Raw genomic sequence first — 20,660 nt, forward strand, 5'->3', positions numbered from 1 at the left:
AGTGCAGACACCCCACCGCCGGCAAAATGGGCGGCGCGTGATGCGCCCAGTTTTCGGCCCGGCCGGTGTCACAACTGAGGAAGACTGGCGAACCTGACACCAGGCGAGGTGATGACACGTGACCGCGAGCGAGCTGATCGCAAGAGCGCGGAATGGGGATGACGAGGCGTTCCGGCAACTGACAGAGCTACATCGCCGGGAGCTGCACATGCACTGCTACCGGATGCTCGGCTCGTTCCAGGACGCCGAGGACGTTCTGCAGGACACGCTGCTCGCCGCATGGCGCGGTCTCGACCGGTTCGAGGGGCGGTCCACGATCCGCACCTGGCTGTACCGGATCGCGACCAACCAGTGCCTCAACGCGATTCGCTCGGCCAGCCGCCGCCCGGCAAAGGAGTGGGACGTGCCCGAGATCGAACCACCGGAGCCGAGCCGGCACGGCGAAATCGTCTGGCTCGAGCCATACCCCGACGCGCTCCTCGACGGCGCGATCGCCACGCCGCCCGGCCCGGAAGCACGCTACGAGCAGACGGAGTCCATCTCGCTGGCGTTCGTCACCGCGCTGCAACTCCTGCCCGCCCGCCAACGGGCCGTCCTGATCCTGCGCGAGGTGCTCGGCTACCCGGCAGCCGACGTCGCCGACATCCTCGGCTCCTCCGTCGAATCGGTCAACAGCGCGCTCAAACGGGCACGCGCCACGCTGCAACGGCGCATCCCGCCGGACGGAACCACCGCTTCATCGCCGACGCTCGCCTCACCGGCCGAGCAGGCACTCGTGGCGAGGTTCACTCGCGCGTACGAAGCCGGCGACATCGATGCCCTGGTTGCCCTGCTCACCGACGACGTTCGGGTCTCGATGCCGCCGATGCCGCTCGAATACCTCGGCCGCGACGCCGTCGCCGGTTTCTACACCGCGCTCATGAGCGCCAACCGCGAGTACCACCTGGTCCCCACGCGCGCCAACGGCCAACCGGCCTTCGGCACCTACCTCCGCGCGCCCACCGACGGCATCCGGCACGGAACCGGGCTTCTCGTCCTCACCCTGGCCGGCGACCGGATCTCCGCCGTGACCCGCTTCGACAACAGCGTCCTTCCCTGGTTCGGGCTCCCACGCTCCCTTCCCAGCCACTGATTCCTCCGTCAGTGGAGTTGTACGGGCTGACCCCGGACGAGTTCATTGCTGCCCGCAACCAGCTCGCCAAGACCGTCGGCGGCGCAACCGGCGCCGCGGTCAAGGCGCTGCGCAAGCCGACACTCGCGGCCTGGCCGGCCAGCAGAAGCGGCTCGCAGACCTCGACTACCAGGTCAGGCCTCGGCTTCGGGGTTCTCGTCGACCGCGAGGCTGTGCCAGATGTCGAAGGCCACCGACGCGGCGCCTTCCGCGTCGCCGGCCTCGATGAGATCGATCAACTGCTCGTGCCGACTGACCGACACCCGGCCGTCGACGCCGAAGCGCAATCGCTCCGCGCGGCGGATCAGTGGGTCGAAGCGTTCGATCACCGCTTCGAGGGCCTGATTGCCGAGTGCGGCGACCGGGATCTGGTGCAGTTCCTCGTCCGCATCCAGGGCCGCACTGACATCGCCTGACGCCACCGCCGCGGCAAACCGGCGGTTCGCGTCTCGCATCCGGTCCACATCGTGCGCGCTGATCCGCCCCGTCACCTGTCGTACCGCCAACTCGTGCATCGCGGCGACGACGTCCTTCGCGTCCCGCACCACCTGGATGTCGATGGCGCTGACCGTCGTGGATCGACCCGGCAGCGCCACCACCAGTCCACTCGCCCCGAGGCGCAGCAGCGCTTCGCGCACCGGGGTCCGGCTCACCCCCAGCCATTCGGCGAGCTCACCGTCCTTGAGTTGCTCTCCCGGCCGGAACGTTCCGTCGACGATGGCGTCGCGGAGGCGACGGTAGACGTCGTCGCGCAGAAGGGCGCGGTCTACAGCAGGACTACCCTGGGGAATCGGCACAGCAACATATTGCACACACACCTCCCTCTCTACGAAACCCTGAGCGGCAGTTGCCCTCACGCCCAGGATGCAATATATTGCATATCAGAGACGGCGTATGCCGAACTCTTCACAACAGCCGCTCGGGACCTCCCCGTGCGGGAAGGGAGACCAGAGCATGAGCACGGACCAGGAGATCAAGAACGTCGTACTGGTGCACGGCGCGTTCGCTGACGGCTCGGGCTGGCGGGGCGTACGACAACCTGACCGCGCGCGGCTACCAGGTGACGATCGTGCAGAACCCGCTCACCTCACTCGAGGACGACGTCGCAGCCACCACCCGCGTGCTGGACCGGCAGGACGGCCCCGCGATCCTCGTCGCCCACTCCTGGGGCGGCACAGTCATCACCGAGGCCGGAGTCCACCCGAACGTGGCCGGTCTGGTCTACGTCTCCGCGCTGGCACCCGACGCCGGCGAGACCACGAGCCAGCAGTACGAGGGCTTCGCGGCGACGCCGGACTTCGTGATCGACGTCGGTGAGGACGGCTACGGCTTCCTCAACCACGACAAGTTCAAGGCCGGGTTCGCCCACGACGCGAGCGACGCGGACGCCGCCTTCCTGCGGGACACGCAGGTCCCGATCAACATGTCGGCCTTCGGCGCGCCGGTGAAGAACGCCGCCTGGCGGGACAAGCCCACCTGGGCCGTCATCGCCACGGAGGACAAGGCCTTCGACCAGGCCATGCTGCAGCACATGGCGACCCGCAGCGGCGCGAAGATCACCAACGTGTCCGCCAGCCACGCCGTCTTCCTGACGCAGGCCGGCGTCGTCGCCGACACGATCGACAAGGCCGCGAAGGCCGCTTCGCCCGCCGGTCGCTGAGCCACTGTTGACGCTGGGCCTGGCGCCCGCGCCGAGCGCGCGCCGGCCCAACTGTCCGGAGGGATGACATGTCGATCACCCCGTTCCAGGTGACGCTCTGGATCGAACTCCTGGCCGCCGGACTCGGCGGCCTCCAAGGGGCACTCTTCGCCGCAGGCGTCAGGTCCCGCCGCATCGACGTGCTCGGCGTGATCGCTATCGGACTCGCTGTCGCGCTCGGAGGAAGCCTGCTCCGCGACCTCGTGCTCAACCAACCGCCGGTCGTGGTGTGGAGCAACTGGTACCTGACCGTGGCCGGTGCCACGGCAATCCTCGGCATGGTCCTGCAACCGGTGCTCGCACGAGGGGACTGGCTCATCAGCGTGCTCCTCGACGCCGTCGTGATGGGCCTGTTCGGAGCCATCGGCGCCTCGAAGGCGCTGTCCCTCGGCGTCGGCGCAGCCGGGGCTGTGGTGGTCGGCGTCATCGGAGCCATCGGCGGCGGGATGCTGCGCGACGTGATGCTGGGCCTGTCTTTCTCTTTCCTGCACGTGGGCACCCTGTACGCCGTCGCGGCGGGCGCAGGCACGGCAGTGCTGGTCCTACTCGCCGAACTCGGTACGCCGATCCCGATCGCGGGGGTTATCTGCGGGGTGGTGACGACGCTGGTGCGCCTGGCCGCTGTGCGGTTCGAGTGGACCTTTCCGGAGCAGTTCGTGGTCCGCCCTCGGCGCCACAGGCCGTCCGAGGGGTAGTAACAGCTTAGGTGTGTCTGGGATCGATCGGGTGCGGGTGGCAGTTCACACCGCGCCAAATCCACGCTTGCCCTGCGGCGGCGTCCAGTTGCGGAAACCAACGGTCGTGACCCGTTGGCTCAGATCGCGCACAGCTCAGTGAGTTTCGGCGTCGCTCTACCTCGCCGGCAAACAGCTACTTGAATAGCCGCATCGGGACCGAGCGGTCCACGCCGCCCGGCGCCGCAGTACCTGCTCATGGACCGCCACGTACCGCTGTCCTGCGCGCTCTCGGCCTCTAGGCCATCGTCTTGTGCCCGGTAGGGCGCTTGGTCCTCGGGCAGGGGACCTTCGGCACTGATCGTGTGGCTCGGTGTGCTGTGGAATGGGAGCTGTAGGACGCCTGACGGTCTCCTACATCGTTGCCCAGAGCATGGGATCGGGAGGGACATCATCATGAGCGGTTCGCCGTACATCACCTGGTCACCGGACGGAAGCGGTTTCACCACCACCCCGGCTGCCTACCGCGAGTTCGTGCGGACTGCCAGGCTCCGGACGGTCGTGGCTACGCAGCTGCGCCGGCTTCGCCGTGGCGCGGACCTGATCGCGGTCGGGGCGTCCATTCGCAATGCCTACTTCTACGCGGACGTTCCGCCGGCTGTGGCTGAGGCGATCTCCGACGCGTATCGCCGGCTCGGTGGCGATGCGGTCGAGCTGGTGGTCGGGGGCGAGCCGGCCGACGACCCCATCGTCGAATTCCTCACCGGCCCGCAGGAGGTGTTCCTCCATGTCCGCGGACCGAACGCACTGTACTCCGCTTGCAAACGCTGCTGGGCTTCGTTGTTCACTGACCGGGCCATCATCTACCGAGAGGTTCGAGCCATCGATCAACTGTCGGTAGATCTCTCAGTGAGGATCCGACCGGTGGCAGCGTCGAGGTTGGCGCCGCAATCGAGGGAACTCGTGGCAATCGGTCCACGGTGAGAGTCACCGCCCCGATTCGGCAAGAACGGAGCGGTGCCAGGCCGCCCGCCGGTCATCGACGGGCATGACCTGGTCGACATGCTCGCCCAGGCCGACATCGCCCGCGCGATCACTTGCCGGCGGGGAGGAGACGGCCGTCGTGGACTTCGGCGACCGCGTCGACGGTGGTGAGCAGGGAGCGGTCGTGGGTGACCAGGACAGTGGCGGTCGCTCGCTGGTGGGTCAGGGTGGCGATGAGTTCGAGGATGGCAGCGCCGCGTTCGTGGTCGAGGGCGCTGGTGGGCTCGTCGATCAAGAGAATCGCTGGGTCGTTCATCAGGGCGCGGGCGATGTTGATGCGCTGGCGCTGGCCGCCGGACAGTTGGTGGGATCGCCGGTCGGCCTGGTCGGCGAGACCAACCGCGTCGAGCAGGTCCAAGGCGCGGCTGCGGGCCTGCTTCGGGTTGCGGCCGTCGAGATGGACCATGAGCTGAAGTTGTTCGGCAGCGGTGAGGGAGGGAAGCAGGTTGGGCTGCTGGAAGACAATGCCGATGGCGGTGCGGCGCAGGGCCGTCAACTCGTTGCGGCTCAGCCCGGTGGTCTCAGTACCCGCGATGCTCACCCGCCCGGCGTCGGGAGTGACAAGGGTGGCTGCCACCGCCAGGAGACTCGACTTGCCGGAGCCGGAGGGGCCGACGACAGCGGTGATGGTGCCGGCGGGCACGCTCAGGTTCACGTGATCGAGGGCGGTCAGGCGGCTGATGCCGTCGGGGTAGGTGAGGGTGATGTCTGCCAGGTGCAGGCCTGCGGCGGTGGTTGTCGCGGTCATCGGGCACTTCCCAACGCGGTAAGGGGGTCGACAGAGGTGATACGCCGGATAGACAGGGCCGCCCCGAGGACGCCGAGCGCGATCATGATGGCCATCGGGACGAGGACCGTGGCGGCGTCCAGGACGAACGGGATCGCGCTGCCGCCAACGGCAGCGCCGAGACCGGCCGCCAGGACCGTGCCGATTCCGGTGCCGAGTACGAGAAGGGTCACGGCCTGGCCAAGGGCGTCCTTGAGCAGGTAGTGGCCGGAGGCGCCCAGTGCCTTGAGGACGGCGACGTCGCCGCTGCGCTGGAGGGTCCACACGGTGAAGAACGCACCGATGACGAGGGCCGAGATGGCGAACAGGAAGCCGCGCATCAACTGCAGGGAACCGTTCTCCGCGGTGAAGGAGCCGATCGCCTGCAATGCTTCGTCGCTGCTGACGGCCCTGGTGTTGAGTTTCCGGTCGGCTGCCGCCAGATCGGCTCGGGTGGTGGTGGCCAGGGCCACGACAGTGGCACCCGCGCCGCCGTCACCGGCAGGAGCACCGAGTTGCTGCCAGTCGGCGAGGGACGTCCACACGACGGGCGTGTGGCTGTACATCGCCTCCCCGCTGACAGCGGCGACGGTAACAGCGTGCCCGCCCAGAGTGAGGGCGTCGCCGACTTTCACACCCAACTCGTCGGCGGCCCGCGTGGACATCACCACGGCACTGTCGTTGATCTCACTGGAGTCGGGAGCCAGCTCGGAGCCTGGCTGGACACCGAAGGCGGACAGGGAGGCGGTGGTGGAGCCGGCCTGAGCCTTGGTCATCGCGATGCCCAGCGGCTGGGCGGACTCGACGCCGGGTATCTGGGCCCACCGCTCCCAGGTGTTCTGGTCGATGTGGGAATCCGTGAAGGAGATGTCCTGGTCACCAGGTGGAGCGGAGAAGACCAGGTGGTCGGCAGGTAGGCCGGTGATGGCGGAGACGTTCTCCCGGGCCAGACCCGCCGTGAGCCCGGACAGCAGCCCCACCAGCAGTGTGATCAGCACGATCACGGTGCCCATGAGGGCGAAGCGGCCCTTGGCGAATCGGAGGTCTCTCCAGGCCACGAACACAGGCTTACCTCTTTCGGTGTGGTCCGGCGCCGGACCTGGCGCCCGGCGCAGGTCTCCACCGTCGCCTGTCGGACCTCGCCGCGGCATCGCCCCGAGGACTGCCCGATGATGGATCGTGGGTTCACCCGCGCTTACACCTTTTGGTTGATGCCGCCACCCGCGGCGCTTGCTTACCCTGTTCTGGGGAGTGGCACCATCTGGACGGATGTGCCCGACAGCCGATGAGAGACCTTGTGAGCGATCCTTCCTTGACTCCCGCGATGCGGGTGCTGCGTTTCTGCCTGCACTTGATGGTCGCGGGCCTGCTGGCCATTGCCGGAGTACGGGCCGCGGCCGACGGCGGTGCGAGCGGCCCGAAAGTGATCATCGCGATCTGCGCACTTGCGGCCGTCTACGGCGCGGGACCGCTCCTGCACCCCGTACGCACTCGGGCACCGGCCGCGGCCTGGTGGCTGGCAGCTGTCACGGCCACCTGGTTGGTCCTGCTCGCACTCACCCCGGACGGCGTCTGGCTCGCCTTTCCACTCTTCTTCGTCCAGTTGCACCTGCTGCCGCGCCGCTGGGCACTGACAGCCGTCGCGATCACCACCGTGCTGGCAATCGCAGGATTCGGCTGGCACACCCACACTCTCACCCCGGGCACAGTCATCGGCCCCGTGCTCGGCGCTGCAGTCGCCGTCGCGGTGGCCCTCGGCTACCAGGCTCTGTACCGGGAGAGCGAGCAGCGCCGCCGTCTTATCGAGGAACTGACCGCGACCCGGGGTGAACTGGCCGCTGCCGAGCATGCCGCCGGAGTCCTGGCCGAGCGCGAACGCCTTGCCCGCGAGATCCACGACACCCTGGCCCAGGGTCTGTCCTCGATCCAACTGCTGTTGCGGGCCGCCGAACGCGCCCAGCTGTCCGGCCGGTCCGCGGTGGCACTGGACCATGTGCGCCACGCCCGCCACGCTGCCGTCGACAATCTCGCCGAGGCCAGACGGTTCGTCCGTGCCCTGAGCCCACCCGGCCTGGAGGCCGGAAGCCTGCCTGCCGCGCTGGTGCGACTGTGCGCCACGACCTCCCGAACCTCTCCTTTGACCGTCCATTGCCAGATCTCCGGCACCCCGGCAGAGCTACCCACCCCGCACGAGGTCGCGCTGCTGCGCATCGCCCAGTCCGCACTGGCCAACACCGTTCAGCACGCGAACGCCACCCATGCCGAGCTCACCCTGAGCTACATGGATACCGAGATCGCGCTCGACGTCGTCGACAACGGACACGGCTTCGATCCCGGCGCTCTCCCCGTGCACGGCGGGAGCGAGTCCGGCTCCGGCTCCGGCTTCGGGCTGATCGCGATGCGCGCCCGCACGAGTGCCCTGCACGGCGCCCTGACCCTCGAAACCGCCCCAGGCCAAGGGACCGCCCTGGCCGTCGCACTCCCCCTGCCGGCCCGCGAAGGAGTCGACGTATGACCGTCGCCCCCGTCCGGCTGCTGGTCGCCGACGACCACCCGGTGGTACGAGCCGGGCTACAGGCCGTCCTGGAGACCGAGCCTGGCTTCATCGTCGTGGCCGATGTGCCCACCGCTGAAGAAGCCGTCACTCTCGCCGCCGAGCCCGACCTCGCTGTCGACGTGGTGTTGATGGACCTCCAGTTCGGCGGCCAGATGCTGGGCTCCCAGGCGACAGCCGCCATCACCGCTCGCAAGGGCGCGCCCCGGGTGCTGATCCTGACCACCTACGACACCGACGTCGACATCCTCGCCGCCATCGAAGCCGGTGCGTCCGGCTACCTCCTCAAGGACGCCCCGCCCGAGGAACTCGCCGCAGCCGTACGCACGGCGGCGGCCGGGAAAGCAGCGCTCGCACCCGCCGTCGCGCTGCGGCTGATGGGCCGCATGCGCGAGCCTGCCACCACACTGACCCGGCGCGAAACCGAAGTCCTGCAGTTGGTCGCCGACGGCCTTTCCAACGCCGCCATCAGCAAGCAACTCTTCCTCAGCCAGGCCACCGTCAAGTCCCACCTCGTCCACATCTATCTCAAGCTCGGCGCCGACTCCCGTACCTCGGCCATCGCCACCGCGACAGTCCAGGGCATCATCCGCCGCTGACTCTTTCGAGGATGTTGTGACACCGCGGGGTCACCGACGCTGTCGACGCTAGTCCGGCCCGCCGCAGGCTCGCGTTGCACCAGGCAGAGCTGACGGGACCTACGCAAGGGAATCGTCCGCCCGTCAGAGTTCGCGTGAGGCTGACCACGGGGCTACATCGAGGGGCGTACGCCGCCCGATGTACCCCCGGCGCCGTCCAGGTCCTGACCCACTCCCCCGGCACGACGCGTCGACCCCTTGCTCGCGACGAGGGTTGAACCATGACCAGCTCACCTCTCAGCCGGGCCCTGAAGGCCCTCCACGCAGCGCCACGTCGTGTCCTCGTGGCCGTCTTCTTCTTCGTCATCGTCGCCGGCGTCCTCGGCGGCCCGGTCGCCGGCGCCCTCGAGACCGAGGGCGGCTTCGTCGCCTCGAACGCCGACTCCGTCCGCGCCGTAGAGCGGGTCGAGGCCGCCACGGGACGCAGCCTGTCAGCCGGCATCGTCCTCCTCGTCGAAGGCGGTTCGGACGGGCCCGCGGTCGACACCGCTGCCGACATCCTCAAGGCGGTCGACGGCATCGCCGCGGTCGGGCCGGGCGGGTCCGCGGCGGACGGTTCCTCGAGCCTGGTCACCGGCACCCTCGAGGCCGGCGCCAGCAGCGACGACGTCGCGGCCGACGTGCTGGAAGCGTTCGCCGACGACCCCGCCGTCACCGTCGGCGGCCAGGCCGTCGCCGGCGTCCAACTCAGCGAGCGGGTCGCCGCGGACCTCAGCCGCGCCGAGTTGATGGCCTTTCCGATCCTGGTCGTGCTGTCGCTGCTGATCTTCGGCGGCCGCGCCGCGGTCCTGCCGCTGGCCGTGGGCATTACTACCGTCATGGGCACCTTCCTGGCCCTGGCTGGGATCAACCAGGTCTACGGCCTCAGCGTCTTCGCGCTCAACTTGGTGATCGGCCTCGGGCTCGGGCTGGCCATCGACTACACCCTGTTCCTGGTCAGCCGCTACCGCGAGGAACTGGACCGCCAGGGCCCGACGTTCGGAGCCGTCGCCACCACCATGCGCACAGCCGGTCGCACTGTGGCCTTCTCGGCGGCCACCGTCGCGGTCGCGCTGGTCACGCTCACGGTGTTCCCGCTGGGCTTCCTCAAGTCCATGGGCCTGGCCGGCGCCGTCGTCTCGGTCGTCGCCGCGGTCTCCTCGCTCGTCGTCACCCCGGCCGTCTTCGGCCTCTGGGGGGCGAAGCTCGCCCGCCGGTCCCGGCGTACGTCGGGGGCCGAGGGCCGTTGGTACCGCTTGTCGCAGCTGGTCATGCGTCGTCCCGGGCTGGTCGCCGTCACGACCGCCGCGGTGATGGTCGCGCTCGCAGTACCGGCGCTGCGGGCCGAGTGGACCCCGATCGACGGCACCGTGGTGCCCACGGACCTCAGCGCCCGCGTGGTCAGCGACACCGTGGCCCAGGAGTACGAGGGCTCGGGCACCACCCCCGTGACCGCTGTGGTGAGCACCGACGACCCGGCCGAGGCGGCGGCCTTCGCCGACGCCGCCTCGTCGGTGGAGGGTGTCGAGGTCCCGGCCAAGGCCGTTGACCTCGGGCAGAACACCTGGCAGGTCGACCTGGTCGTCGGAGGTGACGCCGCCGGGGACGTCGCCCAGCGGGCCGTCGCCGACGTCCGCGACCTGGCCTCCGACAAGGGAGTGGACGCGCTGGTCGCCGGACCCGCCGCCGAGTTCGTCGACCAGCAGGCGGCCATCGCCGCCGGCCTGCCGCTCGCGATCGCCCTGCTGGTTGGCCTCACGATGCTGGTGCTGTGGTTGATGACCGGCTCGGTGGTGCTGCCGGTCAAGGCGGTGGTGATGAACGTCCTGACCGTCGGGGTCGCCCTCGGGGTGCTGACCTTCATCTACCAGGACGGCCGACTGACCGGCCTGCTCGGCTACACCCCCAACGGCGGCATCGAACCGACCGACTTCCTGGTGGCCGCCGCCGTGGTGTTCGCGCTGTCGACCGACTATGGCGTGTTCCTGCTCGGCCGCATCCGGGAGTCCCGCGAGGCAGGGCTTTCCGAGCGGGACGCCGTGGCGACCGGCCTGGGCCGTACCGGCAGCGTCGTCACCGCGGCGGCGATCCTCCTGGCGGTCGCGATCGGGGCGTTCAGCACCAGCTCGATCTCCTTCATGCAGCAGCTCGGCCTGGCCACCGCGGTCGGCGTCCTGGTCGACGCCTTCGTCGTCCGCTCGCTGCTGGTGCCGGCCCTGATGGGACTGCTGGGTAAGTGGAACTGGTGGTCGCCGATGCCGCTGCGCCGGCTCCACGACCGGATCGGTCTGTCGGAGGGCGGGTCCGACCAAGCCCAGCACCTCGCCCAGGCTGAGGCGGACCGCCTGGCACGTACTCCCTGAGGACGACGCCGGCCCGGGTCACGTCTCGGTACACTCGCGGCGTGATCCGGGCCGCTGTGCGTCGCCACCTCGCCGACGACCTCGTCGTCCACGGGCTCCCGGCGCTCCTGTGCGTGGCGGCCATGGCGGTGGAGCTGGCTGTGCTCGATCAGGCCCGGGCGAGCGGGCTCGCGGTGGCCGCGATCGTGGTCGCTTCGCTGCCCCTGCTGCTGCGCCGGCGAGCACCGGAATGGGCGCTGGTCCTGGCGCTGCCCACGCTGATCGGTGTCCTGGTGACCGCGAAGATCTACAACACCGTGGCGTTCCCCGCCGTGCTCTGCGCCTACGCGCTGGCCACCCGGCGCGGCCGCCGGACGGCCCTGACGGCGGCGATCCTGCTCATGCCGGTGGTGGTTGTCATCCTGCAGGTCCGCAGCCCGCACGACGTGCTCACCTGGGACACGGCGCGCAACCTCAGTTTGATCGCGCTCCCTCTCGCGCTCGGCGTGGCGACCCACGAGCGACGGGCCCATACCGCTGCGCTGCTCGAGCGGGCCCACACCGCCGAGCGCACCAGGGAGGAGGAGGCTCTGCGCCGCGTCGGGGAGGAGCGGCTCCGGATTGCCCGCGACGTCCACGACGTCGTAGCTCATGCCATGGTGGCGATCAACGTGCAGGCCGGCGTGGGCGCACGCCTGCTGGACCGCAACCCCGAACAGGCTCGCGGCACGCTGCAGGACATCAAGCGCGTCAGCGGCGCCGCCCTGAACGACCTGCGCTCGATGCTGGGGGTGCTGCGCGACAGCGACGGGCCCGACGCTTCCGCGCCGGTGCGCCCGACCGTCGACCTCGACGGCCTCACCGACCTGCGGGAGAGCCTGCGATCGGCCGGCCTCGACGTCGATATCGCCATCGACCTCGGCGTGGACGCTGAGGCCCGGAATCTCCCGGCGACAGTGGGCGCGACGGGCTACCGCATCGTGCAGGAGGCGCTGACCAACGTGCTCCGGCACGCCGGCCCGACCTCGGCGCACGTGCGGGTGACCCGGCGCGATGACCTCGTGGTCTTCGAGGTCGAGGACGACGGCGGTCCGGCCGGTGCGCGGGCCGGAGCCGGCACCGGATCTGGCCAGGGGCTGCGGGGGATGCGCGAGCGCGCCGTCGCCCTGGGCGGCTCGCTGGAGGCCGGGCCGCGGCCAGGTGGTGGCTGGCGGGTGGCAGCGTCGCTCCCCGTCGGGGCCCCATGATCCGGGTGCTGCTGGTCGACGACCAGAGGTTGGTGCGGGCCGGCTTCCGGGCCCTGCTGGAAGCCGAGGACGACCTCGACGTGGTCGGCGAGGCCGTCGACGGCGCCGAGGCCGTCGAGCTGGCTGTGCTGACCACGCCCGACGTGGTTCTCATGGACATCCGGATGCCCCGGGTGGATGGGCTCGAGGCGACCGCCCGCATCACGGCCGACCCCCGGCTCGCGGACACCCGGGTGCTGGTGCTGACGACTTTCGAGCTCGACGAATATGTCTTCGGCGCGCTGCGCGCCGGAGCCTCGGGTTTCATCCTCAAGGACGTGGATCCCGCCGCTCTGCTCGACGCGGTGCGCCTGATCCACGACGGACAGGCGCTGCTGGCCCCGCGGGTCACTCGGCGGCTCATCGAGGCCTACGTCGCCGCCACCCCCGCCGAAGCGCCGACGGCTCCTGTCGCGGGGTCGCCGGATCCCAACGGGCGGCTCGCCAAGCTGACCCCCCGGGAGCGGGAGGTCCTTGGCCTCGTCGGGCAGGGGCTCTCCAACCACGAGATCGCCGAGCACCTGGTGCTCTCGCCGCTGACCGCGAAAACCCACGTGTCGCGGCTTTTCCTCAAGCTGGCCGCCCGAGACCGGGCCCAGCTCGTTGTCACGGCCTACGAGACGGGGCTGGTTACCCCCTGAGCAGCGGAGGGGTAGTGCCTGCTCTACCACCGCTTGGCCCATAGGCAGCATGTTGCCGCCGGCGCGATCGCCATAGCGTTTTCGTGTGCTCATCCAGAGCGCTACCACGGAAAGGCGAATTGATGTCCGTCTACGCTGACCAGGTCATCCCGGGTCCTCGAGCAGCATCGCCGAGTGACTCCCAGGCGGCCGTGCGGGTCGAGCAACTCACCCGGACCTACGGAACTGGTGGCCAGCCTGTTACCGCCTTGGCCAGTGTCGACGCCACCTTCGGCCGAGGCACCTTCACGGCAGTGATGGGGCCCTCGGGCTCTGGCAAGAGCACCCTGCTCCAGACCGCCGCGGGGCTGGACCGCCCCACCTCGGGACGTGTCTGGATCGGCGACACCGAACTGTCCCCACTGTCCGAGTCCCAGCTGACCGAGCTGCGCCGGACGAAGATCGGGTTCATCTTCCAGGCTTTCAACCTCATCGGTGCATTGACCGTCGAGGAGAACATCGTGCTCCCGCTGCGCTTGTCCGGAGCGCGTCCCGACCGCCGGTGGCTCGCGCAGGTGGTCGACCGCGTCGACCTCGGCAGCCGCCTGCATCACCGCCCGGCGGAGCTCTCCGGCGGCCAACAGCAGCGCGTCGCGATCGCCCGGGCCCTGGCCATGCGCCCGGACGTCATCTTCTCGGACGAACCGACCGGGGCACTCGACACCCACACCGCCGCCGCGGTGCTGTCCCTGCTGCGATCGGTGGTCGATGAGCACGGGCAAACAGTCGTGATGGTCACCCACGATCCGGTGGCCGCGTCGTACGCCGACCGCGTCATGGTGCTCGCGGACGGCCGGCTCGTAGCTGACATGCCGCAGCCCGGCGCCGAACGCATCGCTGCCCAGTTGGCGTCCCTCGGCCGCCGTCAGCCCGTTGCACAGAAGGGCTGAAGCATGACGAAGCTCGCACTCCGGATGCTGCGCCACCGTCCCGGCAGCGTCGTCGCCACCCTGGTGGCGCTCGCCGCCGGCGTGATGATTCTGATGACCATGGGTGTCCTGGTCGAATCCGGCCTGCGCCATCGACCGGCCGCGGATCGGTACGCCGCAGCGGACATCGTCGTCGCGGACCGCGACATCACCTTTACCGGCAAGGAGTTCGACGGCGAGACCTACACGACGACGGTCCGGCTACCCGAAGGTGGCACGCTGTCGGCCGACCTGCTCACCCAGATCCGCCGGGTCCCGGGCGTCGCGACCGTCGTCCACGACCTCTCGATCCCGGTCGTGCCGCTCGCTTCCGGCTCCGTGCCGGCCGACGGCCACAATTGGAGCAGTGCCGCTCTCACGCCGTACCGCATCACAGCCGGTACGGCGCCCGGCGGCGACAACGAGATCGTGGTCGACGCGCGACTGGCCGAGGCGACCGCTGGTGCGCTGACCCCTGGCCGGCTGACCGACCTGGTGATCGGCGGCGTAGCGCACCGATACCGGGTCAGCGGAGTTGCCGAGCCGGCCAACGGATCCGACGAGCGGGCGGCAGTGTTCTTCACCGATACACGCGCTGCGGCACTCGCCCCCCGTCCCGGCCGCATGGACGCGATCGGAGTCATCGCGGCACCCGATGCGGACCGTGCAGCGGTGACCGCAGCCGTCGGTGAGCTCGCCGAGGCCGCAGGCGCGAAGGCCTACACCGGTTCCGACCGGGGGCTGGCCGTGCAGTCCGACGATGTAGCGGCCTCGGACCTGCTGATCCAGGTGGGAGCGGCGTTCGGTGGGTACGTCGTGCTGCTGATCGCCTTCGTGGTCGCCGGCACCATCGGTTTGTCCGTCCGGCATCGCCGCCGGGACTTTGCTTTGCTGCGGGCGATTGTCGCCACGCCAGGTCAGGTACGGAAGATGCTGGTGGCGGAGGCCGCACTGATGGGACTCGTCGCGGCAGCGCTCGGCGTACCGGCGGGCCTGCTGGCGACTCAGTGGGTGAGTGCCGAGTTGGTCGCCCGCGGATTCATCCCGGCCGACTTCCCGATCAGCGATGGTGTCCTCGCGGCTCTGGCCGCGGTGGTGGTGACAACCCTCCTTGCGGTGGTCTCGGCCCTGATCGCCGCCAGGCGGGCGACGTCCATCCGGCCGATCGAGGCGCTCGGCGAAATCGCTGTCGAACCTGCTCACAGCGGCAAGGTCCGGTTCGGTTTCGGTCTGGCGTCGCTTGCCGGTGCCGTGTCGTCGAGCATGCTCACGATCGGCCTGGACGGCCAGGCAGCCGCGGCCGGTGCGATCGGCATGCTCTACCTGTTCGTCATCGCCGTGGCTCTGCTAGCGCCGTGGATCAACCGATCTGCCGCCCGGCTGCTCGCACCGGTCCTGCGCAGAGTGTGGGGCAACAGTGGGTACCTCGCCACCGCGAATCTCAGGGCCAACGCGCAAGGTATGGCGACCGTGCTCACCGCGCTGGTGTTGTCGGTCGGCTTCGGTGGTTCCGTTTGGTTCCTGCAGAACAACCTGGAACGGCAGACACTCGAGCAGCACCGCGACGGCATGCTCGCCCAGCATGCTCTGGTTTCGCCGGGCAGCCTGCCCGACAGCGCCGTCGCGGAGTTCCGCGGCATTCCCGGGGTACAGGCAGCAACCGGCGTACGACGTACCTCGGTGATCGTCAGGATCTTCGACGGTGCCGAGTCCGTCGCGGCGCAGGCGATCGATCCGGACCAGGCCGCCGAGACGATGGACCTGCGGATCAGCAAAGGCAGCTTGTCCGACTTGCGCGCGGACAGCATCGCCGTGTCGACCATCCGGGCCTCGTCGCAGGGCTGGAAGGTGGGAGACCGGGTCGACGTCTGGCTCGGCGACGGCACCGCGAAGAAGTTGCGGGTCGCCGCGATCTACGGGCGTGGCCTGGGGTTCGGCGACGTCATCCTGAATCGAGCGACTGTCGGTGCCGGTCTGGACGAAGTACTGATCCGTACCGACCCGCGCGCCGACGTCGATGCGGCGCTGACCAAGGCGGCGGCACACTACCCTGCCGGCCATTTGGCGCAGACGGGCAACCTCACCAGCCAGCTAGCCACCGATCTCGCCATCAGCGCCTGGTTGAACCGGCTGCTCATCGGCGTGATGGTCGGCTACGCCGCCTTGGCCGCGGCCAACACAATGATCATCGCTGCCCTCGCCCGCAGTCGTGAACTGGCCCTACTGCGTCTGGTCGGTGTCACCCGCCGCCAGGTCAAGCGGATGGTGCACGCCGAGCAGGCGGGCCTCCTCGGCGTCGCCCTCGTGATCGGCGCAACGATCGCGGCGGTGACCTTGACCGCCGTGGTGAGGGCCGTAACCGGTAGCGCGCTCCCCTATGTGCCACCGTTCGGCTGGGCCGCCGTACTCGGGGGAGCCACGCTCCTGGCGATGATCACGACCATCCTGCCAATCGGCCGGCTCCTCCGCACCCCACCGGTCGAGCACATCGGCCTGAAGGAGTAGGAACTCTGTCCCGAAAGCGAAGATCGACGCCAACAGCCGGTGCAGGTGACCGGCTGTTGGCAGGTCACGTACTTGTCGCACGCCCGCCGCAGGCCCTAGCGGCAGCCGCGACGAGATCACCGGCTTCTCGCGACCTTCTGACAGCTCTTCTCACTCAACGGACGCGCGACTCTGCATCGAACTCCACCGGCCGGAAGATCATCTAGGAACGTACGGGAACGCGGGCTAGCGTGGCGGGACCACGTCCGTGACCTGTCCTCCGGTGACGTCCACGGTGCGGTGCACACCCATCCGCGGGCTCCAGGGCTCCGAAGGCCTCTTCAGTGTCCCTTCCTGAGGAGATGGTCGCTGATGCGACGCTGCACGCCCACAGATCTCGGCACCAGAGGATCGACCTTCCGGGGTGATGCACGGTGAAGGCGTGGCCGGCAGTCTGGCGGTGGCTGGCTGCCAGCACAGTCTTCGCGGCGCTGATCGCCGTCGGGGTCGTCGTATTCGGTTCCGACGGCACTCCGTCGCAGTCGTCCAATGGCGCCCCGACTGTCCGCCCGACTGGGCCGGAGATCGCGTCCGAGACGCCCGCACCGGCCGACGAGGACGCGTTGGTGAACCGAATGCTCGATCAACTCCGGGAGGGCAAGCCCGTCGAGTCGCAGTTCGGGCCGGGTGACAACCCGGTCCAAGGTGTGCCGATCCGGGCGATCAAGGCCAAACCTGGTGAGCAGCTTCAACTCGGCCGGCTGGCGATCCCGCGAATCGGGCTCGATGACGAACTGAACAACGGCGTCGACGAGGCTGCCCTGGTTCGTGGCGTCGGCCATTGGCCTGGTACGCCGTTGCCCGGGAGCCCGGGGAACTCCGTGATCAGCGGCCATCGCAGTACCAACGAGAAGCCGTTCCTCAACCTGGACAGGCTCCGCCCGGGTGATCCGATCAAGGTCACCGTGGGCGCGAAGAGCACGACGTACAAGGTCTTCAGGACCACGATCGTGCCGGAGGCGCAGTACGTGAAGTTCGTGCTGCGCCAGCCCACCAAGCCCGGCGACAGGGTGATCACCCTGTTCGCCTGCAATCCCCTCACCGCCCACTACCAGCGCATCGTCGTGGAGGCGCGCGTCGACTGAGGAGGTCGGTACCCCTGCACGCACCGGATCCCAGCACGAAGCCGGGGCACAGCATGCACCCGGTCTGATGCACTCAAGGAGAGTCATGGGTATCAAGCAGATCTTCCGGGGCCGGCCGGTCCTCGAGTTCGCCGACGAGCACAGCAGGCGGAGCTTTCTCCGCAATGCGGCCCTGGTCGGCGTCGGTGTCACCTACGTCGCCACCCGGCCGGGTGATCCCGTTGCGTTCGGCAACGCGGACCGCGGATTCAGGAACGATGTGGCCAAGAGCGACCTGGACATTCTCAACTACGCGCTCACCCTCGAGTACCTCGAGGCCGCGTTCTACACAGCGGGCCTGAAGGCGAAGCTGCTGAAGGGCCGCGAGCTGGAACTGGTCGACCCGATCCAGCAGCACGAGGCCGACCATGTCGCGGTCGTCCGCACCACGATCACGGACCTGGGCGGCAGGCCGGTCGCGCAGCCGAAGGTGAAGTTCCCGGCCGGCACGTTCTCCAACCGCGCGAACTTCCTCAAGACCGCCGGTGTCTTCGAAGAGCTCGGGGTGAAGGCTTACCACGGTCAGGTCACGCTGGTGAAGAATCCTGACCTGCTCGCGGCGGCCGCGTCGATCGCGGGTGTGGAGTCCCGGCATGCCGCGATCATCGCCCAGATCACCGGCGGGAACCCGTTCCCGGCACCGATCGAAGCCAATCTGGCGATGGGGCCGGTCCTCAAGGCCGCCATGCCCTTCATCGCGAAGTAGGAGGAACAGCTGATGACCGACACAACGGCAGACCTGATTCACGGCAACGCCTCCGCGGTACCGGCCGGCGTCGCGATCGGTGCCCTGAACAACGGTTTCGCGCTGGCCAGTGCCAAGGACTTCAGGAACGACATCGAAGTACTGAACTACGCCCTGGCGCTGGAATATCTGGAAGCCGAGTTCTACCGCCAGGGCAACAAGGCGAACCTGGTCAAGGGCAAGGAGAAGGAGTACCTGATGCAGATCGGCGCGGACGAGGCCTCGCATGTCGCGACCCTCACCGCCACGATCCAGAAGCTCGGCGGTACGCCGATCGGCGCCCCGGCCGTCGACTTCGGCGGTGCCTTCGACAGCCGCAAGAGCTACCTCACCACGGCGCACATCTTCGAGAACAAGGGCGTCGGTGCCTACCTCGGCGCAGCCGGCTTCGTAAAGGACAAGATGATTCTGCAGGCCGCGGCCGGCATCTTCGGCGTCGAGGCCCGCCACGCCGCCGTCGTCGGCAACCTCCTCGGTCTCAAGGCCGAGGGCGGTGTCTACATGAGCGCCTTCGAGAAGGGTGCCTCGAAGAGCAGCACGCTCGCAGCCGTGGCCCCGTTCCTGGTCGATCCCGACAAGGTAGTTGCTGCGATCACCCACTGACCCAGCCGGCGTGCGGGCCGGTCTTTCCCTGGGGGAAGACCGGCCCGCACTGTGGTTCATGACAAGCTCCTCGAATGTGGTGAGTGACGCCAGTGAGTACGGCACCGCCGCCCGCCGCGTTAAACCCCTGTGAGGTTTTGCGACGCGCTCAGCCGCGAAACGTGAGGACGATCAGTACGACGGCGAGCAGGCCCACGATCGCCGCTTCGAACGGTCGCTGACCACGCTTCGACTGGTAGATCAGCAATCCGAACTACACCAGCCCGGTGATCGCCCCACCGAGCAGCAGCGGGATACCGAACAAGAGGTTCAGGGCGATCGCACCACCGACGACCTCGGCCAGTGACGTTTCAGCGGACCCCGTGACGAGAACATCGCCAACTGGTCGGAGTTGTCGACCGCCCCAACTGCCAGGCGGCCGGTGCGCCGACCTGAGGGACGCTTCGGTCCAGCGTGGCCTTCACCTTGCCGTCCAGCCAGATCTTGTCCACCCTGGCGGTCGGCCTTCACCGCACGAATATCCTCACTGTTCCCGGTGACGATCAGCGGGATGTCCTTGCGCGACAGGTCGTTGTAGCCAAGCTCGGCGAGCTTGGTCGCATTGAACAGTCGCCGGTCTATCCGTCCGGCAGTGACCAGTGATGCCGCGTCGTACGGCATCACATAGGTGTCACCGGCTTCCTTGTGGATGTGAAACCTCATACCGGCCCGCCCTGGCCCGGCCTGCACGGCGGGCGGTCTCGGCCCCCGCATCTCGACCCGGTCACCAGAGATCAGCATGACCATCCTGTCCGACCGACCGCGACCGTCCGGCGGCGCCTGCTGACCGCCATCACGAACGCCAGTGCACCCGCGGCGAGCCTTCGTCGCCATATCCTCATGAACTCTCCTCGTCATCGCTGTGTCTGCAACAGTCCCGTCACTCACCAATGACTCCACCGGCGCCGGTCGTGTCACATGAGGTGAGGAGCAGCAACACGGCTCATTGAGCACTGTGGGCCCTTTCGAGCGACAGGCAGCGACGATTGACGTTTGCTGAGTCCTTCGGCAGTGCGGCGTTCCACGTAGTTGCGGGTGACTTGGTGGTGGTGCATGCGAACGGGTGTCCGGTTGGGCTGATCAACAACAAGAGGGGCGAGCCGTAAAGGGCACGCGGGGTCAAGCACAGTTGGCGTGGGACACGAAGATCTCCCAGTCGTGAGCGGTTCCTAGACGGCTCCCGCCCTCTTGCCGCCGCGGACCGCGTCAGGCAATCGCCAACGGGCCGACGCAAGGACCCGGGCATCGCGTCCGCGGAGTGAGCGGTGTCCGGGGCCGGTTCAGCAGAACCAGTCGAACCAGTAACCGCTAGTCGGCAGGTAGTAGATCGGACCTACCTCGCAGTGGAACCGCCGGAACTCGTATTGCTTGCTCTCACACGCCGGCCTGTTCCAACCACACCCCCAAGTGCCCTGGCTCGCACTCGCGACGGGGCCGGCGCCACCGGCCGCCGTCGTGTGGTTCGCGCCGACCGCCTGACCAGCCGGCAGTACGACTATCGCGGCCGCAAGGCTTGCGACGGCAACCATTCGCTTCACTTGACGCATTTCCTCAGCTCCTCTGGAAGACTCCGTTGTCCGGCGACCGACATTGGGTCTCGACCGCCGGCCGATCCTCGGGCGAGCTAGTCACGAGTGTGAGCCCGACCGCTAGTTGGTGGCGTAGAACCCGCGGCCCGTTCCACTGGTTGTTCAGAGACGGGCCGAATACCGGGCGCCTGGTACAACCGACATCGTCGTGAGCGCGATGGAAATTCGACCCGTCTCCTCACCTCACGGGGATGTGCCGTCTGGGCCATCGACGGTGTGAAGTCACCGCAGAGAGGGCAATGATGCCAACAGCAACTAATAGTCCGCGGACCCGT

19 protein-coding genes are annotated in these 20,660 nt (G+C 68.7%); 14 read left to right on the plus strand and 5 right to left on the minus strand.

All coding sequences use genetic code 11. From position 1 onward, the window contains the following. Nucleotides 1-118 precede the first annotated feature (118 nt). Nucleotides 119-1,132: a sigma-70 family RNA polymerase sigma factor gene (locus tag ABD255_RS40700; protein WP_344222190.1), complete on the plus strand. Its 1,014-nt coding sequence runs from the start codon at nt 119-121 to the stop codon at nt 1,130-1,132. Between the two features lie 173 nt (nt 1,133-1,305). On the opposite strand, the gene ABD255_RS40705 is transcribed toward ABD255_RS40700, so the two are convergent. Further along, nucleotides 1,306-1,968, minus strand: a complete 663-nt coding sequence (locus ABD255_RS40705; protein ID WP_344222191.1) for a GntR family transcriptional regulator — start codon at nt 1,966-1,968, stop codon at nt 1,306-1,308. 272 nt (nt 1,969-2,240) lie between these two features. Between ABD255_RS40705 and ABD255_RS40710 the strand changes: the two genes are divergently transcribed. The 3 genes from ABD255_RS40710 to ABD255_RS40720 all read left to right on the plus strand — a co-directional run bounded on the left by ABD255_RS40710 (nt 2,241) and on the right by ABD255_RS40720 (nt 4,528). Further along, entirely contained in the window at nt 2,241-2,831 is a 591-nt protein-coding gene (locus tag ABD255_RS40710) for an alpha/beta hydrolase (protein WP_344222192.1), read from the plus strand. 68 nt (nt 2,832-2,899) lie between these two features. Then, on the plus strand, nt 2,900-3,565 hold the full coding sequence (locus ABD255_RS40715; protein ID WP_344222193.1) for a trimeric intracellular cation channel family protein: 666 nt from the start codon (nt 2,900-2,902) through the stop codon (nt 3,563-3,565). A gap of 435 nt (nt 3,566-4,000) precedes the next feature. After that, the gene (locus tag ABD255_RS40720; protein WP_344222194.1) at nt 4,001-4,528 is read left to right on the plus strand and encodes a PEP/pyruvate-binding domain-containing protein; all 528 of its coding nucleotides are present in this window, start codon (nt 4,001-4,003) and stop codon (nt 4,526-4,528) included. Between the two features lie 109 nt (nt 4,529-4,637). Here the strand turns inward: ABD255_RS40720 and ABD255_RS40725 are convergent, their stop codons facing one another. Together ABD255_RS40725 and ABD255_RS40730 are read right to left on the minus strand one after the other, a co-directional pair. Next, complete coding sequence (locus ABD255_RS40725; protein ID WP_344222195.1) at nt 4,638-5,336, minus strand: ABC transporter ATP-binding protein; 699 nt, start codon at nt 5,334-5,336, stop codon at nt 4,638-4,640. Further along, nucleotides 5,333-6,412, minus strand: a complete 1,080-nt coding sequence (locus ABD255_RS40730; protein ID WP_344222196.1) for an ABC transporter permease — start codon at nt 6,410-6,412, stop codon at nt 5,333-5,335. Before ABD255_RS40730 ends, ABD255_RS40725 begins: the two co-directional genes overlap by 4 nt. A gap of 239 nt (nt 6,413-6,651) precedes the next feature. Between ABD255_RS40730 and ABD255_RS40735 the strand changes: the two genes are divergently transcribed. The 10 genes from ABD255_RS40735 to ABD255_RS40780 all read left to right on the plus strand — a co-directional run bounded on the left by ABD255_RS40735 (nt 6,652) and on the right by ABD255_RS40780 (nt 18,757). After that, a complete protein-coding gene (locus ABD255_RS40735; RefSeq protein WP_344222197.1) occupies nt 6,652-7,869 on the plus strand; it encodes a sensor histidine kinase in 1,218 nt (405 codons plus the stop codon). Continuing rightward, entirely contained in the window at nt 7,866-8,507 is a 642-nt protein-coding gene (locus ABD255_RS40740; RefSeq protein WP_344222198.1) for a response regulator transcription factor, read from the plus strand. The genes ABD255_RS40735 and ABD255_RS40740 overlap by 4 nt, the downstream gene beginning before the upstream one ends. A 260-nt stretch (nt 8,508-8,767) precedes the next feature. Further along, complete coding sequence (locus tag ABD255_RS40745; RefSeq protein WP_344222199.1) at nt 8,768-10,888, plus strand: MMPL family transporter; 2,121 nt, start codon at nt 8,768-8,770, stop codon at nt 10,886-10,888. Between the two features lie 41 nt (nt 10,889-10,929). Next, the gene (locus ABD255_RS40750) at nt 10,930-12,114 is read left to right on the plus strand and encodes a sensor histidine kinase (protein ID WP_344222200.1); all 1,185 of its coding nucleotides are present in this window, start codon (nt 10,930-10,932) and stop codon (nt 12,112-12,114) included. Continuing rightward, nucleotides 12,111-12,794 (plus strand): response regulator transcription factor, encoded by a 684-nt coding sequence (locus ABD255_RS40755; RefSeq protein ID WP_344222201.1) that lies wholly within the window; start codon nt 12,111-12,113, stop codon nt 12,792-12,794. Before ABD255_RS40750 ends, ABD255_RS40755 begins: the two co-directional genes overlap by 4 nt. A gap of 122 nt (nt 12,795-12,916) precedes the next feature. Then, entirely contained in the window at nt 12,917-13,723 is an 807-nt protein-coding gene (locus ABD255_RS40760; protein ID WP_344222202.1) for an ABC transporter ATP-binding protein, read from the plus strand. A gap of 3 nt (nt 13,724-13,726) precedes the next feature. Next, the gene (locus ABD255_RS40765) at nt 13,727-16,246 is read left to right on the plus strand and encodes an FtsX-like permease family protein (protein ID WP_344222203.1); all 2,520 of its coding nucleotides are present in this window, start codon (nt 13,727-13,729) and stop codon (nt 16,244-16,246) included. 413 nt (nt 16,247-16,659) lie between these two features. After that, nucleotides 16,660-17,370, plus strand: coding sequence for a class E sortase (locus ABD255_RS40770; protein WP_344222204.1), 711 nt, complete (start codon nt 16,660-16,662; stop codon nt 17,368-17,370). A gap of 85 nt (nt 17,371-17,455) precedes the next feature. Continuing rightward, the gene (locus tag ABD255_RS40775) at nt 17,456-18,115 is read left to right on the plus strand and encodes a ferritin-like domain-containing protein (protein WP_344222205.1); all 660 of its coding nucleotides are present in this window, start codon (nt 17,456-17,458) and stop codon (nt 18,113-18,115) included. Nucleotides 18,116-18,127: 12 nt separating this feature from the next. Next, complete coding sequence (locus ABD255_RS40780) at nt 18,128-18,757, plus strand: ferritin-like domain-containing protein (RefSeq protein WP_344222206.1); 630 nt, start codon at nt 18,128-18,130, stop codon at nt 18,755-18,757. Between the two features lie 309 nt (nt 18,758-19,066). On the opposite strand, the gene ABD255_RS40785 is transcribed toward ABD255_RS40780, so the two are convergent. After that, nucleotides 19,067-19,543, minus strand: a complete 477-nt coding sequence (locus ABD255_RS40785) for a hypothetical protein (RefSeq protein ID WP_344222207.1) — start codon at nt 19,541-19,543, stop codon at nt 19,067-19,069. A 533-nt stretch (nt 19,544-20,076) separates the two neighbouring features. Further along, a complete protein-coding gene (locus tag ABD255_RS40790) occupies nt 20,077-20,343 on the minus strand; it encodes a hypothetical protein (RefSeq protein ID WP_344222208.1) in 267 nt (88 codons plus the stop codon). Between the last annotated feature and the right edge of the window lie 317 nt (nt 20,344-20,660).

This window comes from Kribbella sancticallisti (genome assembly GCF_039530625.1).
Taxonomy (GTDB): domain Bacteria; phylum Actinomycetota; class Actinomycetes; order Propionibacteriales; family Kribbellaceae; genus Kribbella; species Kribbella sancticallisti.